15 protein-coding genes are annotated in these 15,559 nt (G+C 71.4%); 4 read left to right on the top strand and 11 right to left on the bottom strand.

Annotated elements, in window-relative coordinates; all coding sequences use genetic code 11:
* The first annotated feature begins 95 nt into the window (after window positions 1-95).
* Complete coding sequence (locus tag BA895_RS20605) at window positions 96-2,405, top strand: hypothetical protein (protein ID WP_139142811.1); 2,310 nt, start codon at window positions 96-98, stop codon at window positions 2,403-2,405.
* A 66-nt stretch (window positions 2,406-2,471) separates the two neighbouring features.
* On the opposite strand, the gene BA895_RS20600 is transcribed toward BA895_RS20605, so the two are convergent.
* From BA895_RS20600 to BA895_RS20575, 6 genes are all read right to left on the bottom strand, one after another.
* The gene (locus BA895_RS20600; protein ID WP_070193767.1) at window positions 2,472-3,476 is read right to left on the bottom strand and encodes an NAD-dependent epimerase/dehydratase family protein; all 1,005 of its coding nucleotides are present in this window, start codon (window positions 3,474-3,476) and stop codon (window positions 2,472-2,474) included.
* Entirely contained in the window at window positions 3,473-4,477 is a 1,005-nt protein-coding gene (locus BA895_RS20595; RefSeq protein ID WP_217493958.1) for a glycosyltransferase, read from the bottom strand. The genes BA895_RS20600 and BA895_RS20595 overlap by 4 nt, the downstream gene beginning before the upstream one ends.
* A gap of 77 nt (window positions 4,478-4,554) precedes the next feature.
* Complete coding sequence (locus tag BA895_RS20590) at window positions 4,555-5,418, bottom strand: glycosyltransferase family 2 protein (protein ID WP_139142810.1); 864 nt, start codon at window positions 5,416-5,418, stop codon at window positions 4,555-4,557.
* A gap of 2 nt (window positions 5,419-5,420) precedes the next feature.
* Window positions 5,421-6,053 carry a GtrA family protein gene (locus BA895_RS20585; RefSeq protein WP_254666590.1) on the bottom strand — a complete coding sequence of 211 codons (633 nt, stop codon included), beginning with the start codon at window positions 6,051-6,053 and terminating at the stop codon, window positions 5,421-5,423.
* Between the two features lie 4 nt (window positions 6,054-6,057).
* Window positions 6,058-7,053 carry a hypothetical protein gene (locus BA895_RS20580; protein ID WP_139142809.1) on the bottom strand — a complete coding sequence of 332 codons (996 nt, stop codon included), beginning with the start codon at window positions 7,051-7,053 and terminating at the stop codon, window positions 6,058-6,060.
* A gap of 14 nt (window positions 7,054-7,067) precedes the next feature.
* A complete protein-coding gene (locus BA895_RS20575; protein WP_070193763.1) occupies window positions 7,068-7,937 on the bottom strand; it encodes a glycosyltransferase family 2 protein in 870 nt (289 codons plus the stop codon).
* A 179-nt stretch (window positions 7,938-8,116) separates the two neighbouring features.
* On the opposite strand from BA895_RS20575, the gene BA895_RS20570 reads away from it, so the two are divergent.
* Window positions 8,117-9,976: a hypothetical protein gene (locus BA895_RS20570; protein ID WP_070193762.1), complete on the top strand. Its 1,860-nt coding sequence runs from the start codon at window positions 8,117-8,119 to the stop codon at window positions 9,974-9,976.
* Here BA895_RS20570 and BA895_RS20565 read toward each other — a convergent pair.
* From BA895_RS20565 to BA895_RS20550, 4 genes are read right to left on the bottom strand one after another with little or no spacing between them, the layout of a single operon-like run.
* The gene (locus BA895_RS20565; RefSeq protein ID WP_070193761.1) at window positions 9,969-10,412 is read right to left on the bottom strand and encodes a hypothetical protein; all 444 of its coding nucleotides are present in this window, start codon (window positions 10,410-10,412) and stop codon (window positions 9,969-9,971) included. The two genes, BA895_RS20570 and BA895_RS20565, sit on opposite strands and share 8 nt — an antisense overlap.
* Window positions 10,413-10,415: 3 nt before the next feature.
* Window positions 10,416-11,165: an SDR family NAD(P)-dependent oxidoreductase gene (locus BA895_RS20560; RefSeq protein WP_070193760.1), complete on the bottom strand. Its 750-nt coding sequence runs from the start codon at window positions 11,163-11,165 to the stop codon at window positions 10,416-10,418.
* A complete protein-coding gene (locus BA895_RS20555) occupies window positions 11,158-12,468 on the bottom strand; it encodes a class I adenylate-forming enzyme family protein (RefSeq protein WP_070193759.1) in 1,311 nt (436 codons plus the stop codon). The genes BA895_RS20560 and BA895_RS20555 overlap by 8 nt, the downstream gene beginning before the upstream one ends.
* Window positions 12,465-12,716: an acyl carrier protein gene (locus BA895_RS20550; RefSeq protein ID WP_070193758.1), complete on the bottom strand. Its 252-nt coding sequence runs from the start codon at window positions 12,714-12,716 to the stop codon at window positions 12,465-12,467. The genes BA895_RS20555 and BA895_RS20550 overlap by 4 nt, the downstream gene beginning before the upstream one ends.
* Before the next feature lie 105 nt (window positions 12,717-12,821).
* Between BA895_RS20550 and pseH the strand changes: the two genes are divergently transcribed.
* Together pseH and pseI are read left to right on the top strand one after the other, a co-directional pair.
* The gene (pseH, locus tag BA895_RS20545; RefSeq protein ID WP_070193757.1) at window positions 12,822-13,331 is read left to right on the top strand and encodes a UDP-4-amino-4,6-dideoxy-N-acetyl-beta-L-altrosamine N-acetyltransferase; all 510 of its coding nucleotides are present in this window, start codon (window positions 12,822-12,824) and stop codon (window positions 13,329-13,331) included.
* Window positions 13,328-14,416, top strand: coding sequence for a pseudaminic acid synthase (gene pseI / locus BA895_RS20540; protein ID WP_070193756.1), 1,089 nt, complete (start codon window positions 13,328-13,330; stop codon window positions 14,414-14,416). Before pseH ends, pseI begins: the two co-directional genes overlap by 4 nt.
* A gap of 30 nt (window positions 14,417-14,446) precedes the next feature.
* Here pseI and BA895_RS20535 read toward each other — a convergent pair whose 3' ends face one another.
* Window positions 14,447-15,559 carry a hypothetical protein gene (locus tag BA895_RS20535; protein WP_070193755.1) on the bottom strand — a complete coding sequence of 371 codons (1,113 nt, stop codon included), beginning with the start codon at window positions 15,557-15,559 and terminating at the stop codon, window positions 14,447-14,449.

Below are 15,559 nucleotides of genomic sequence, written 5' to 3'. Positions count from 1 at the left end.
CCTGACTCACCTTCCGTCCCTCCCCCTGGTTGTCGCCTGCTCGAGGAGCACCACCACGACCGAGCCGGCCCCCGAGATCACCTACCCTGAGCGACATGGCCACACGCCCCTCGCCGGTCGGTCGGCCCCCCCTCCGAGGGGCCACGGGCGCACGGGCGGTGGCCTGGTGGTCGACCGCCGCCGTCTCGCTGGCGGTCGTCGCGGTGCTGCTCGCGCGACAGACTCCCCTCGGTGCGCTGGTCGGCTACGGGTTCTACCTGGTGTTCGGCGTACTCGTTCCCGGCACCCTCGTCCACAAGGGCCTGCGCGGGGCGCAGAACAGCTGGCTGGCCGACCTCGGACTGGGAGCCGCCACCGGCCTCGTGCTCGGGCTCGTCGCCTGGGCCGGCAGCAGCCTCCTCGACCTGCGTGGGCTGCTCTGGGCGTGGCCGTTGCTCACCCTCCTCGTGCTGCTCTCGCCCACGGCTCGAAGGCGTCTACGGCAGCGGCCCCTGCAGCGTTGGCCACCCTGGCCGACCGTCGTGCTCGCGCTCGCCGCGCTCGTGGTCATCTGGCAGCAGACCACCGCCTACATCGGTGAGGTAGACCTGCCGCCCAGCGACCGGGCCGTCTACCCCGACCTGCTCTGGCATCTCGGGTTGGCGGCAGAGGCGACGAGCGCCTTCCCGCTCCAGACACCACAGGTTGCCGATGCCGGGGCACTGCACTACCACTGGTTCTCCAACGCGCATGTGGCCGCTTCCTCGCTCATGACCGGCATCGACGTACAGACCATCATGCTGCGGCTCTGGGTGCTGCCGATGGCGCTGCTCTTCGTCGTGCTGACCGCCGCTCTCGCCGAGCGGGTCTCGGGCAAGCCCTGGGCCGCGGCGGCCGCCGCCTGGATCGCTCTGCCGACGACCACCCTGCCCTTCTGGCCCGCAGTCGTGCCCGACCTCGCCCACCTGAGCGCCTACTCCCCGTCGCAGCTGTTCGCCTATCCCCTGGTGGCGTTGACCCTGCACGCGCTCGTCGACGCCGTGCGCGAACGTCGCCTCCACTGGGGCACCCTCGCCGTGGCGGCCATCGGCGCACTGGGCTGCTCGGGGGCGAAGGCATCGGCGCTACCGGTGGTGCTCGGTGGCCTCGCGCTCGCTCTGCTCGCCGCACTGGTGCTGCGCCGCGTTCGGCTGCGGGTGCTCCTGCTCACGCTGGTCGGCCTGGTCATGACGTCGGCCGCCCTCGTGCTCGTCTCGGGTGGCGACAGTGGCACCGGCATCCAGCTGCTCTCCAGCCTGACCGTACTGGCGCCCTACCGTCTGCTGGCCCGAGCGGCGCCCGACTTCGCCACCCTGCTGCCGGCCGGACTGGTCGACGGCACGGTCGGGCCGTTGTTGTTGCTCGCGCTGCTCGCCGCAACGGCCATCGGTGCGCTGCGCACGATCGCCTTCGTCGTCGTGGTGCAGCGACCGCTGCGGGGCGATCTTGCGGCCTGGCTCCTCGCGGGGGTGTGCGCGTCGGCCCTCGTCCCCTTCTTCGCGCTGGGGCACCAGGGCTACAGCGAGTACTACTTCGTCTACACGACCGTCCCGATCGGCAGCGCGCTGCTGGCCTGGTCGTGTGCCACCTCGCTCGACGGACGGCGAGTGGGTTCCCGAGCGGTGGCCATCACGGCTGCGGCCTCAGGGGCCGCGACGACCGTCATCGCGCTCGTCACGCTCTCCCGCCCGCTGCCCGACACACCGGCTGCGATGGCGTCGACCGTGCGCGCGTTCCTGCTTCAGGTGCTCGTCGCCGGCCTGGTGATGGCGGCCGTGGTCGCGGCGTCGCGCAGGCGGCATCCGCCCGCTGGGCGAGTGAGGTCTGGACAGCCTCCACCGGGAGCACCCGCCGGCCTGCGGTCTCATGCGCTGCTGTTGCCCCTTGCCTCGGTGGCTCTCATCGCGGCACTGGCCGGGTCGGCGGTGGCCACGACGGTCACCGGGCGGTCGGCCGCGCCGACGGCCGGCGCCTCTGACCCGGCGACGCGCGCGCAGGGAGAGGCCGCCCTCTGGGTGCGGGCACACGTGCCCCTCGATGCCCTGACGGCGACCAACACCCACTGCCTCGCCGGCACCGGGCTCGGCCCCGAGTGCGACTCACGACGATGGTGGCTGTCCGGGCTGTCCGGCCGCCGCGTACTGCTCGAGTCGTGGAGCTACGTGCCCGCCGCGGCTCACGTCGGCTACTACGACTCCGCCCTCTATGCGCTCAACCAGTCAGCCTTCGCGGCCCCCTCACCCGCGGTGCTGGCGCGGATGCGTGCCCTGGGTGTCTCGTGGCTGGTGGCTGAACGGCTGCCCGGCGAGGTGGTCTCTGGCCGACTCGACGTTCTGGCCACACGGCGCTGGTCCAACGACCTCGTGACGGTGTGGCAGCTGCACTGACTCACCCCCCCGCCCCTGCTCCGGAACGGTCGGAACAGGCCGACCACCCTTCACCGGCGGCGCCGGTCAGCGAGAGGCCGGGGCCGCCTCGCCGCGCTGCTGGCGGCGTTGCAGGTCAGCCAGGGTGGCCGCGACCCCGGCCGGGAGGGTCGTCAGCGTTCGACGATCGAGCTCGGGCCACACGCGCGAGACCAGGCTGAGGTCTCTGGACTGGAGCGACGAGGTGGGTGACGCACCGAGCACGATCGTCGGTCGCCGGCGGAAGATGCGGCGCAGCTCGGCGATCACCGCACCGATCGTGATGGCCCGCTGGGTCGCGATGACCTTCGTGACGATCGGCGCCGTCGTCGGTCCGTGGGCGGGCCGGCTCGCCTCGGCGCGAAGCCGGTCCATCAGGTCGAGCACCAGGGCGGCGCAGTCGGGGGCGAAGAGGTAGTCGCGCAAGGTGTCCAGGGAGACCCAGATCATCGCCGGACGACGGTCGAGGTGCGCGGCGCAGAGGGTCGAGATCAGGCCCTGGGCCTTGCTCAGGTTCTGTCCCGGCCCGTAGAGGTTGGCGATGCGGCCGATCGCGACCGGGGTGCCGGTCTGTCGGGACCAGTGCGAAACGGTCGCCTCCGCCCGCAGCTTCGCGACGCCGTAGGCGCCCAGCGGCGCCACGGGTGACCGCTCGTGGAAGGGCGAAGGGCGTGCGCCCGCGTAGACCGCTCCGGCCGACGAGGCGAGGAAGAAGGCTCCGCGCTCGGAGGCGCCACGAGGCCGCGGCGACGCCAGCCCCTCCAGGGTGGCCTCCATCATCGAGTGCTCGGCCTCGAGCGCCGCCTCGGACGTTCCCGTCACCCCCGCCCCGGCGCACCAGATGACCTGCCACGGCCGGTCACCGGCCGCGTCGACGAGGGCGCGGGCCGTATCGGCCAGCACTCGTCTCGCCTCCTCGGGTCTCCCCCACGCCACCGTGGGAGCGAGGTGGAGCGGGGCCCGGCCGGTGAGACCGGTCACGACGTGCTGCCCGAGTAGGCCGCCGCCCCCGACGACCCAGGTGAGGGGCGGCCTGTGCGGCTCGGGTGTCACCGGTGGCCCGGTCGCCGCCCGAGTGGCCCCTGACCCGGGTCGCTGATGATGAGATAGGGCGGCTTGCCCATCGCCATGCCCACGGCGACCCCGATGTACTCGGCGATCACCCCGAGCGAGAAGAGGATGGCGCCGGTGCTGAGCAGGATGACCACCATGTTCGAGGTCCACCCCTCGGGGGTCCGGCTGCCGAGCACGTTCGAGATCACGATGTAGGCGGCGAAGGCGACACCGGCGACACCGAAGACGGCTCCGAGCGCGCTGACGATGCGCAGTCCGCGCGTCCCGCTCGAGAGCACGAGGCGCCAGAAGTGCGAGAGGAGGCGGCGCAGGTTGTAACCGGAGGCCCGGTCGCCCTCGTCGCGCAGCGCCACGTCGACGTGGCTGATGCGGCCGACGACCCACCCGAGGGCGACGTCGAGGTACACGCCGGCGCCGGCGTAGGCCGCCACGCTGCGACCGAGCTCGCCGAGCACGAGCCGGTAGCTCTGGAAGGTCTGCACGGCGCCGCCCGCGAGAAAGGTGGCGAACATCCACTTGGCGCTCTTGGACAGCACGTTGCGAACCAGACCGTGCGGCGCCTCGTTGGTGGGCTCGGCGTAGACGAGCTGGGCGTTGTCGCGCAGGGCGACGTCGAGGAACAACCCGATGTGGGCCGGGTCGTGCTGGCCGTCCTCGTCGAGCGTGACGATCCAGTCCCCGTTGCTGGAGGCCATCCCGGCCAGCGTGGCCGGGTGCTGCCCGTAGTTGCGGCTCAACCAGATGGGCCGCACGAAGGCGTGGGCCTGGGCGAGCTCGGCGATCGTGTCGGCCGATCGGTCGGGCCCGTTGTCGTGCACGAGCAACCACTCACCGATCTCCCAGCGATGGCCCTCCGGGGTCAGCTGCACCCCCATCAGGGCGTCCAGCTCGGCGGCCAGCGCCGGCAAGGTGCGCTCCCCCTGGTAGACGGGGGTCACCACCGAGATGCGATGGGTGACGAGAGCTTGGGGTTCAGTCACGGGATGAGACTAATCGCTCCCGCACCGAGGGCCGTGCGGGCTGTCGCGGGGAGCCACCTGTCGGCCCCGTGCCCACCTCAGCGCGAAGCAGTCTCGGATGCCGCCTCGGGCGGGGTCATCTTGCGGCCCAACCACAGGTAGGCCGCTCGGCGCACGTAGGCCATCGCCCGGGCGAGCGTGTCGCCGCGCACCAGGTCGAGCCTCGACAGCAGTCCGGGGTGGTCGGCGGCCAGCCGGTGGTGGAAGGCGACGACCTGGTCGGACTGCTGCTTGGCCAGGTCGACGCTCCACTGGGACGAGCTGAGACGAAAGCTCGCCAGCGACCGCGGCAGAGCGTAGAAGTCTCCCGTCATCAGCAGGTTGCAGAAGGTCTGCTGGTCGATGACATACGGCTGGCTGTCGGCCCAACCGCCGATGCTCGCCAGCGCCTCTCGGCGCATCAGGTTGCAGGCCGGCTCGCCGAAGATGTTCGACCCGACGGTCACGGCCCGACGCGCCGCGGCGCCACCCGGCACCACCCCCTGGAGGCCGGCCAGTCCGCGAGCGCTCGTCACCTTCTTGCCGTGCGCGTCGATGAGGTCACGTTGGCACGACGAGAGCACGACCCCCGGGTGCGCCTCCATGACCGCGACCTGCGCCGCGAGACACTCTGGGTCGATGAGGTCGTCACCGCAGACGAGCTTGAGGTAGGTGCCGCTCGCGGCGGCCGTCACCCGGGACCAGTTCGCCGGGGCGCCCCCTCCGGCGGGGGTCTGCAGCAGGGTGACCCGTGGGTCGGTCGCGTAGGGCTGGAGCAGCGACCAGGTCTCGTCGGTGCTCGAGTGGTCGGCGACGACCAGCTCGAAGTCTCGGTAGGTCTGGGCCAGGATCGAGTCGATGGTCTCCTCGATGAACTCGGCGTTGTTGTAGGCGGGAACGACGACGGAGACGCGCGCAGACACGCTCATCCTCTCTGATGGTCATGGATGATGGGATCGCCCGCGTCCGAAGCGGCGCCCCGAGCCTCACCGTCGACCGACCTGACGCCCGGACGCCTGAACGAGAAGCGGTGGTGACCCACCCAGCTGAACACGGTGGTCACGAAGGTGATCAGGCACTGCGACGGGAACGGCCGCCAGCCCAGTCCGTCGACGAGCAGCCCCAGCAACACGATGTTGACGGCGAAGGCAGAGACGTAGACGGTGCTGAACCGGGCCAGGTCGCGCAGCACGTGCCCGTGCACGCGGAACACCAGCCGCCGGTACAGCACGAACGCGCAGAGGATGGCTGCGACGTAGGTGAGCACCAGGGCCGGGTAGTGCCCGTGACCGCCCCAGCGTGCGCCGATGAGGTGGTCGAAGAGCAGGAACCACAGGGCACCGATGACGGTGTTGAGGCCGCCGACGAGGAGGAAGGCGACCCTGCGGTCGTGCACGACCCTCAGGAGCAGCCCGGGCGGCCCCTCGAGACCGGCCGGCAGCGTCGGAGTCGGAGTCGGGGCCTCCGGCCGGCCCACCGGCGCTCCACTGCTGTCTGACCCGACCGGCAGGCGCAGCCGTCCACTGCCCGGCTCGCGCTGCTCGTCGGGTCGGGACACCACCTCAGTCTACGGTCAGCACGGAGCGCACCTCGGCGACGTCGACAGGGGGCGGCAGCACGGCGTCGAGCAACGACCGCTGACGCCCGCTCAGGGTGCGGTCGAGGCCCGCCAGGCCTGGAGTGCTGATGCGCATGACGCGGCTGCCGTGGATGGCCCGGATGTTGACCAGGGCCGTGCTGCTGCCCCCGATCACCAGATGCGCCTGCGCGATGCGGCGGTCGAACTCCGCCGCTGAGCGGTTGGTCATGACCCACACGTCCGGGTAGAGCAGCTCGTCGTCGAGCGGGTGGGGCCGCACCCCGAACCCGAGACCGTGCCGCTCGCACTCGTCTCTGAGCAGGGCCAGGTGCTGTGCATGCTCGTCGACGGTCATGGCGCCGAGCTTCACCCAGGGCTGCGTCAGGTAGACGACAGTGGGCCGTTCGAGCTGCTGGTCGTCGAGATGGCGCCGGAACTCGGCCGCGACCACGGGGTCGATGTGCCAGGTGCCGTTCAGCTTCTGGTAGAGCGACCACCGCACGTCGGGAACGACGGCGTTGGCGCCGGCGACCGCTGCCGCCCGCAGCGACACCTCGGGCTCTCGGCCCCCCTTGCGCACGTAGGCCGCCCGACGGCTACGCCAGTTGCCGTACGAACCGATCCCCTCATCGACCACCACGACGAGCGGTTTGCTTCCCCGCCGGGTCCGCAGGAGCCTCGCCAGGGCGCGGGTGCCGGGCGCTCCGATCGACAGCAGCACGCAGTCGGGGCCGACGTCTCGCCACCAGGGCGTTCCGGGCGTCACGATCTGCGTCGTCAGTCGTTCGTCAGTGGGAAGCAGCTCGCGCACCTGCTCCTCCGTGAACTTCACCAGCAGCTCGGCCCCGGGGATCACGAGCAGCCGGACGCCGTCGATGGACCCGTCGTTGACCAGTCGGTGGCGCAGGTAGGAGCTCGCGTAGACCAGATGCGTCAGAGACTTGACCCCGGTGAGTACCACGTCGACGTATCTGCGCATGATCGCTGCGGCCCTCAGATGATGGGAGGACGGCCGGCGCGGGTGAGACGTGCGACGGTCGACCACGACATGGGACGTCGCTCTCCGGCATCCGTGCGCACGCCCTCGACGAGACCGCGGAACCAGGTCGCGAGGTTCTCGCGGTCACGCTCGCGCACGAGCGTGACACCGGACCACACGGCGACATAGAGCTCGGCCACGGGGTGCGGCAGGTTGCGCTTGGCCACCCATACCCGGTTGCGGGCGTTCATCCGGTAGAAGACGGCGTGTCGGGCGGGCGAGGTGGCGGGGTGGTTGACGACGACGTCGGGCCGGTAGAGCAGGCGCCAGCCCGCGTCGACGAGCCGGAAGGCCAGGTCGATCCCCTCGTGCCCGTACCAGAAGTGGCCGGGCCAGCCGCCGACCGCGTCGAAGGCGGAGCGACGGATGACGCACACGGCCTCCCAGAAGACGACCACGTCGCCGTCTCGGCCACCGTCTCCCGTGCGCAGCCTCGGCACCCAGCGTCGCGGGCTCGGCAGACCGGTCGGGTCGACGCCGCGGGGCTGGACCAGAGCGACGCGGGGGTCGCGGTCGAACTCGGTCGCCAGGCGAGCCAGCACGTCGCTCGTCGGCAGGGCCGCGTCGTCGTCGTAGAAGAAGACCAGCTCGCCCCGGCTCTCACGCGCACCGACGTTGCGCCCCTCGGGGATCCCCACGTTCTCGGGCAGATGGACGGTTCGCACGACGTGCGGCAGGCCGGTCGGCTCCCAGCCGTTGCCGACCACCACGATGTCGAGGTCGACCCCCTCCTGGGCGAGCAACGTGTCGATAGCGCGGGCCAGCTCGACCGGACGGTTGCCCATGGAGAGCACGACCGCGGCGACCTGGGGTCGAGGCGACATGGTCTGCTCCTCTTTGCCGTGAGCTCTGGGAGCTCTGTGAGCACTGCGAGCGCCATCAGCGCCTGAGCGGTCCGTCGTGGCGCCACCGGGACCAGCGGGCCATGATGATTGTATTGCTGCGAGACCGGCCGGGTTCCGATGGCCGGGTGGACCCACGATGACACCCGGGAGGACGTCAGGTGAGCACCGACCAGGCCAGCGACGAGCAGACGCACGATGAGGTGTCCGGAGCGCGGGTTCTCCGGGGGCACCAGATCGGGGGTTCCGACCTCGACGACGCGCCCGTACCCCTCGCGACGCTCGAGGTGCTGCTGCCGCTGCTCGCCCGCTCCCCCGCGCGCGTGCTGCTCGCCGGCCCACGGGCCGCGCTGCTCGTCGCCTCGATACCGTCGGCGGCCAGGGTCGACGTGCTCGTGCGGGCCCTGCCCGACGTGCGGCGCATCGGCGACCTCGCCGGCCTGCGCGACGGGGTCCGCCTCTACTGCGGCGGGGTGGATGCCTTCCCGGCCGAGCACGAGTACGACCTCGTGCTCGCCCTCGGCGGGCCGCAGAGCCTGCTCGGGCCCGACTCGCAGGGGCTGCGCACCCGCGAGGTGGTAGGACGCCTGGCGGGGTGGGTGCGCGAAGGGGGGGTGCTCGCGTTCGACCTCGCGAACGAGCTCGGGCTCGACGACCTCGTCTCCGGCCGCCCCGACCCGCTACTGGCCTCAGACCACGGATGGTTCGTCGGTGCCGACGGCTTCGACCGGCGCCACCTGTTCGCGCGCGAACGAGCAGCCCTTCTTTCTGAGCACGGTCTCGTGCCCATGGTGACCTACGCCGCCCTCCCCGGCCTCGCCACCCACCGCGTGCTCGTGCGCGAGGCTGCCTTCGCGAGCGATGACCTGCGTGAGCTGGCGGTCAGCGCGGGTGGCAGCGCGCTCGAGCACCTCCTCGACGACGGTCCCGTGCTGCGTGACCCACGAACCACGGTGCGCCGGGTCGTCGAAGCGGGGCTGCTCGACGAGCTGGCACCGGCCTGGCTGGTCATCGCCCGCCGCGAGGGCCCACCCGAGACCGACGCCGACGACCGCTTTCCGCTCCTGGTCGACCTCGAGCCGGCCAGCCGATGGCAACGGCTCTGTGTCGTCGACGCTGACGGCGGCCGCAAGCGGGTGTGGGCCGACGGGTCTGAAGATGACGAGCGCAGCGAGGGGCCCTTGGTGCGCCGCCTCGAACCCGCCGCCTCGCCCGGCCGGTCGCTCGAGGGAATCATGCGCGAGGCCTGTGCGGCCCGCAACCACGCTGCCATCCGCACCGAGGTGAGCCGCTACGCCTCCTGGATCCGCAGCGAAGCGCACTGGAAGGCTCCGGTGGGCGCCCGCGTGTTCGCCACCCCCGCCAACGTGCTCGTCGACTCCGTCGGCGAGCTGCACCTCGCCGACGCCTCGTGGCAGCTGGCGTCGACGATCACGAGCCAGGAGGCACTGGTGCGCGGCCTTCGCGACTTCGCGGGGCGGCTCCTGGCGAGCGCCTCCGTGCATCCGTGGCGCGCGGCCACCACTCCCGACGAGATGACCGTGACACTGGCGGCCATGGTGGGGGTGAGCGTCACTCCCACGATGGTGGGTCGGATCGCTCGCATCGAAGGTGAGATCGAGGCGTTGCTGCGAGGCCGGCCCGACCAGGCCGACGAGCTGGCCGAGCTCAACCACGATCGTGGTCGCTTCGCCCGTGACCTGCCGGTGCGTGACGCGGTCGGCTACCGCGAGCTGTTGGCGCACGACCGGTCACAGGCGCGAAGCCTGCGCGAGAAGGAGGGCCAGGTCGAGTGGCTCGAGGGCACCCTCCGGCACCGAGACCGCTACATCCGCCGGCTCGAGCGCATCATCGAGTCGTACGAGGGCACGCTGACCTACCGCACCGTGCAGGCGATCCGGCTGCCTCGCCGGGCGGCCACCGCCAAGGCTGTGTCGGTGGCGAAGACGACAGCCGGCGACGTTCTCCCTCCCGAGGCCATGACGCGGGCCAGGCGGCTCGCGGCGCGGATGCTCAAGTGACCGGCGGCTCGAGCTCTGCCCGCACCCCGTAAGACGCCACCACGCCCGCCCTCACCCGCGTGACGACCTCGAGCTCTGCTTCGAGGTCGGCGTCTGCGGGCCAGTCGACCATCGCGAGCCATGCCGCGATCGGGATGCCGTGCAGCTTGGCCCGCACCTCGGCGCGGGTCCACAGCGGCCAGAACACGGCGGGATCATCGGTCGTGGCTCTGCGCGCCAACGCCCGCGGCACGGCTTGGCCGTCGAGCTCCGCGTCGATCGCCAGCACGAGGCCCGCCGGCCTGACGGGGCGCCAACACAGCAGCCGCCCGTCGGCGAGCCGGCTGTGGGTCCGCTCGGCACAGGAGTGCGGTGCGGCCGACGCCACGACGTGGGCGGGCGCTCGCCGCACCTCCCGCGGTAGCCAGGGCTCGGGCCTCTGCGGGTCGGTGGTCACGAGTCAGATGCTCGCGCCGCCGTCGACTGTGATGACCTGCCCGTTGAGGTTGGTGTCGTCGAAGAGCAACGTGTGCACGATCGGAACGATGTTCTCCGGCTCCACGAGGCGGCCCGACGGGGTGCGGCGCGTGATCGTGTCGAGCTGGGTCTGGCCCAGCACCGAGCTCATCTCCGAGGCGAAGAAGCCGGGGGCGACACTGTTGACGAGGGCGCGCCCGTGCATCTCGCGGGCCAGCGTGCGCATCGCGCTGTCGAGCCCGCCCTTGGTGGCGGAGTAGGCCACCAGACCCGAGTAGCCGCGCTGGGCACACACGGAGGTGACCATCACGATGCGGCCCCGGTTGCCCTTGGCCAGGATGCGGCGCAGCACGGCTCGAGCCAACAGCAGGGGCGCGGTGAGGTTGGTCTCGATGATGCGGGCGATGTCATCGGGCGAGGTGTGCACGTGCAGGCTGTCCTGGCCTACGGCAGCGTTGTTGACCAGGGCGTCGATCGGGCCCAGCCGTGCCTCGGCCGCCTTGAGGAAGGCGGCGACGGCGTGTCGGTCGGTGGCGTCGACGGAGGCCACGTGCACCCGGTCGGGGTGGGCGCTCGCGAGGGCTGTCAGCTCTGGCGTGAGGGTTCGCGCGAAGGCGGCCACGCTCGCCCCCGACGCGAGGATGTCGCTGACGATGGCCAGCCCCAGACCGCGAGAGCCTCCGGAGACGACGACGACGGTGGCAGCGCCGATGGGTTCGTTGGTGTCAGACATCGCTCTTCAGGCTCTCCTTGATCGGGATCTGGTCGAGAACGCGGAGGCGACGCGGCACGGCGTACTCCGGTAGCCGCTCGGAACACCAGGCGGTGAGCTCGGCAACCGTGGTCTCATCCGAGAGCACGACGTCGGCGGTGACGATGCGGCCGACGATGGGGGCTCGGCGGCCCCGAACGGCGGCCCAGACGACGGACGGATGGGCCAGGAGCACGTCGCGAACCGCGGCAGCGGACGCCTTGGCCCCGCCGACGTTGATCTCGTCGGAGGCGATGCGGCCGGTGATGAGCACTCGCCCGCCGACCACCTCGACACGGTCGCCCGTGTGCAGCACCGCGTCGACGCCCTGCCCGCGTCGGGCCGACTCGATGAGCAGCTCGCCGTCGACGACCGACAGCGTCGCGTGGCCCGCCCCGGTGCGACCCAGCCACTCCTGCGGAAAGCCCGCCCGCCCGTCGTGGACGGCGATCGAGGCACCTGCCTCGCTCGAGGCGTAGATCCAGCTGACCCGGGCGGAGGGGAACAGCTCGGAGAGCCTCGTGAGGATGGCCTGGTCGACGGGCTCACCGCCGAGAGTGATCTGGGCCAGCGGAAGGGCAGCCACGGCGTCGGGGTCGCGGTAGAGCGCCTGGCGCCAGAAGGTCGGGGTTCCCGACACTGCGGTCACTCCCACCTCGAGCGCCCGAGCCGGCCAGCTGTCGAGCTCGTCGGGCTCGATGAACAGCACGTCCTGGCCGGGGTGGCGCAGCGAGAGCGTCACGACCTGCCACCAGGCGTAGGCACCGTGGGCGTAGGGGCACAGCCAGGTACGGGGCGGCTGGGAACCGGTCACGGTCGTCAGGGAGTCGAGCGTGTGGGCCACCCGCTTGGGCCGACCCGTGCTTCCACTCGTCAGCAGCCAGACGCGCCCGGACGAGGGCGGCCGCGGGGCGGTCGCCTCCGCCACGGAGACCCGCTCGCCCACCCTGTCGCCCAGCCGCTCGTCCACCCTGTCGCCCAACCCGCCGCTCGGATCGTCGTCAGGCCCGAGGTCGACCACCGCCAACCCAGCGGCGCGGAGCTCGTCGCGCAGGTCTGAGGTGAGTCGGGTGCGCGACGCGACGAGCAGCTCACCGCCGTCACGGGCCGCCGACCAGACCGCGCGAACCGCCTGGAGGTTGTCGAGCACCGCTACCGCTGCCGCGGCCGGAAGCGGCAGGTCAGCGAGCTGCTCCCAGGCGCCGTCGAAGCCGCGGGCCACCACGCGGCTGGATCCCTGACCGGCGCCTCGCCCGCCACCGACCCGGGCAGTGGCAGGCGTCACGCGGCCTGCAGCTGCTCGAGAAAGTCCAGCACGTCGGAGACAGTGGCGATCTGCCGCAGCTGCGGGGCGTCGAAGTTCAGCTCCTCGTCGATCTCGTCTTCGACGCGCAGGGCGAGCTCAGAGAAGTCAAGCGACCGGAACCCGATTTCCTCGAGGTTTGCCTGGTCGTCACCTGGCATCTGCTTTCCTTGCGCCACAAGGACTTCCGCCATCATGGCCCGGATCTGGTCGCGGCTCAGGGTGCTCATCGTTCCCTCGTGTCGTGGGGGTGGTGCCGTCGGGTAGTTTAGCAAGCGAACGCCCCATCGACTCTCGGCCGTCAGGGTTCCCGGCCGCCTCGGAGGCCACCGCCCATGCTTCGCCCCGCTACCGACGACGACCGCGACCGCCTGCGCCTGTGGCGCAACCACCCACAGGTGCGCGAGGTGTCGCTCACCCAGCACGAGATCGGCGCCGACGAGCATGACGCCTGGTGGCAGCGCACCCTGGCCGACCCCAGCCGACGGGTCTACGTGTACGAGCGTCACGACGTGCCCTCCGGAGTGGTCACCTTCTTCGACATCGAGCCCACGACCCGGTCGGCGTGGTGGGGCTACTACCTCGACAACGACGGCCTACGCGCCCGGGGAGAGCTGCTGCCGGCCTGGATCGAGATCCAGCGTCAGGCCAAGCGTTTCGCCTTCAACGAGCTGGGCCTCGAGACCCTCGAGGGTGAGGTGCTCGAAGAGAACGAGGCCGTGCGACGCTTCAACCGTCGCAACGGCTTCGAGGAGATGTCCCGGGAGGTCCGCGACGTCGGGGGGCGTGAGGTGGCGGTGTGGCACGTGCGGGCGACCAGGGGCAACGAAAGGAAGAGGACATGACCGCGACGGCACCCACCCAGACGGGCCGCGGCCCGCAGGCCACCATCCACATCGGCGGTGTGCCGGTAGGCGCCGACGTCGAACCGTTCATCATCGCCGAGATGTCGGGCAACCACGACGGGTCCCTAGACACCGCCCTCGCGATCGTGCGCGCAGCCGCTGCCGCCGGCGCCCACGCGATCAAGCTGCAGACCTATACGGCCGACACCATCACCCTCGACGTCGACGCCCCCGAGTTCCGGTTGAGTGACGACCACCCGCTCTGGGCCGGTCGCCGCCTGTACGACCTCTACGAGGAGGCGCATACCCCCTGGGAGTGGCATGCCCCGATCTTCGAGCTGGCCCGAGAGCTCGGGTTGCTCGCGTTCTCCAGCCCCTTCGACCCGACCGCCGTCGAGTTCCTCGAGGGCCTCGACGTCCCGGCCTACAAGATCGCCTCGTCCGAGATCGTCGACCTCCCGCTCGTACGGTTGGCGGCCGGCACCGGCAAACCCATCATCATCTCCACGGGGATGGCGTCCGTGGGAGAGATCCACGCGGCCGTGCAGGCGGCCCGTGGCACCGGCAACGACCAGGTCATCGTGCTCTCCTGCACCGCCGCGTACCCGGCCGACCCGTCCGCTTCCAACCTGCGCGGCATCCCTGTGATGGCTGCCGCCTTCGACGCTCCGATCGGGCTCTCCGACCACACCATGGGTATCGGCGCCGCAGTGGCCTCGATCGCCTTCGGTGCCGTGTTGGTCGAGAAGCACGTGACCCTCTCGCGCGAGAGCGGCGGGGTCGACAGCGACTTCTCGCTCGAGCCCCCCGAGCTGGCCTCGCTCGTGGCCGAGACGAAGGTGGCCTGGCAGGCGCTGGGCCAACCCCTCATCGGCGCCCGTGAGTCCGAACGCGAAGGGCTCCGGTTCCGCCGGTCCCTGTTCGTGGTCGAAGACGTCCGAGCGGGCGAGCCGGTCACCTCGCGCAACGTGCGGTCCGTCCGACCCTCCACGGGGCTGGCCCCAGACCTGTTCGACCTCGTGGTGGGCCGGGCCTTCACCCGTGACGTCCGCCGAGGCACCCCCCTGCAGTGGGAGCTGGTCTGACCGCACGTCACGCCGCCGCGATCCGTGGGTTCAGTCGGCCGTCACGGCATCCGTCATGGCCGGGTCGCTGGAGCCGCCTCGAGCCCTCCCCGGAGAAGGCTCGTGGGACGATCGGCTCGCTCGGTCTGGTTCGTCGCTGGAGGCGGCATCCAGCGGGGCCACGTCACCCGCTGACGTGACGACCACGCCGAGGTCGATGGTGGGCTCTGCGTCGGCCGGGCCTCGGTGACTCCCGGCCTGTGGGCGAGACGGATGCCGGCCGCGGCCTGAGGGCTGCTCGAGCGAGGGCGCAGGCGGCGGCGGGCCGGGCACCGCGATCTCGGGGCCCCACCCGAAGGCGTCGATGACCTCCTCCGGAAGCAGCACTGTGCCCGCACCGAGCTCGGTGAGCGCGACGTCGCTCGCGTGGTCTCGGGGGGCCTCGACCTGATGCAGTCGGGGCCACAGTCGGCGGGGTTTGCCGACTCCCCCCAGCACGGCGTGGTCGGCCTCGAGCTCCATCGGGTCGCCGTAGATCCCGACGTCGGCGCCCGCCGACGCCGCGTAGAGGATCGCGCTGCTCATCCGGTTGCTCACCACCCTTCGGTGGGAACGGATCTCGTGCAGCTGGCGGTAGAGAAAGGCGACGTCGGTGTCCTGCCAGAGGTAGCCGCGCTGACCGTGGGTGATCACCCGAACCCCGGCGTCCTCGTACTCGCGGCGCACCTTGGGGTTGTCGTACTCGTTCCAGTGCAGACAGACGGTGATGGGCACGTCCCCCTCGGTCGCCCGCACCTGCTCGACGTAGGCCGCATGGCTGCCGACCACCTGCTGGCCCTCCCACCCGTGGAACGGGTAGACGATCGTGCCGAGTCGCGGAGGCGCGGCAGCCAGCCACTCCCGCTGCCGCTCGAGCTCGAGCAGATAGAGCCACGGCGACCCGACAACCATGTAGTCACGCAGGCCAGCTGCCCATCCCCGACGTGAGCAGGCCTGCGACCAGACGAACTTCGGATAGCCCTCGGCGAAGACCGTTCCGACTGCGAAGCCGTCGTGCATGTTCCACCCGTGCTGGAGGTACCCCCAGATGCGGGGTGGCTCGGCCAGGCCGACATACCTGGCCATGATGTGGGCGTGGCCGTAGAAATGGTTCGCGTGGTGCAT

It is taken from the genome of Humibacillus sp. DSM 29435 (assembly GCF_001758225.1).
GTDB lineage: Bacteria > Actinomycetota > Actinomycetes > Actinomycetales > Dermatophilaceae > DSM-29435.
This window is presented reverse-complemented; position numbering and strand designations above follow the sequence as displayed.

Excerpts from the sequence above, each read along its gene's own strand:
- BA895_RS20560 (WP_070193760.1), bottom strand. The coding sequence starts at position 11,165 with ATGTCTGACACCAACGAACCCATCGGCGCTGCCACCGTCGTCGTCGTC.
- BA895_RS20605 (WP_139142811.1), top strand. The coding sequence starts at position 96 with ATGGCCACACGCCCCTCGCCGGTCGGTCGGCCCCCCCTCCGAGGGGCC.
- pseH (WP_070193757.1), top strand. The coding sequence starts at position 12,822 with ATGCTTCGCCCCGCTACCGACGACGACCGCGACCGCCTGCGCCTGTGG.
- pseI (WP_070193756.1), top strand. The coding sequence starts at position 13,328 with ATGACCGCGACGGCACCCACCCAGACGGGCCGCGGCCCGCAGGCCACC.
- BA895_RS20580 (WP_139142809.1), bottom strand. The coding sequence starts at position 7,053 with ATGCGCAGATACGTCGACGTGGTACTCACCGGGGTCAAGTCTCTGACG.
- BA895_RS20535 (WP_070193755.1), bottom strand. The coding sequence starts at position 15,559 with ATGCACCACGCGAACCATTTCTACGGCCACGCCCACATCATGGCCAGG.
- BA895_RS20550 (WP_070193758.1), bottom strand. The coding sequence starts at position 12,716 with ATGAGCACCCTGAGCCGCGACCAGATCCGGGCCATGATGGCGGAAGTC.
- BA895_RS20575 (WP_070193763.1), bottom strand. The coding sequence starts at position 7,937 with ATGTCGCCTCGACCCCAGGTCGCCGCGGTCGTGCTCTCCATGGGCAAC.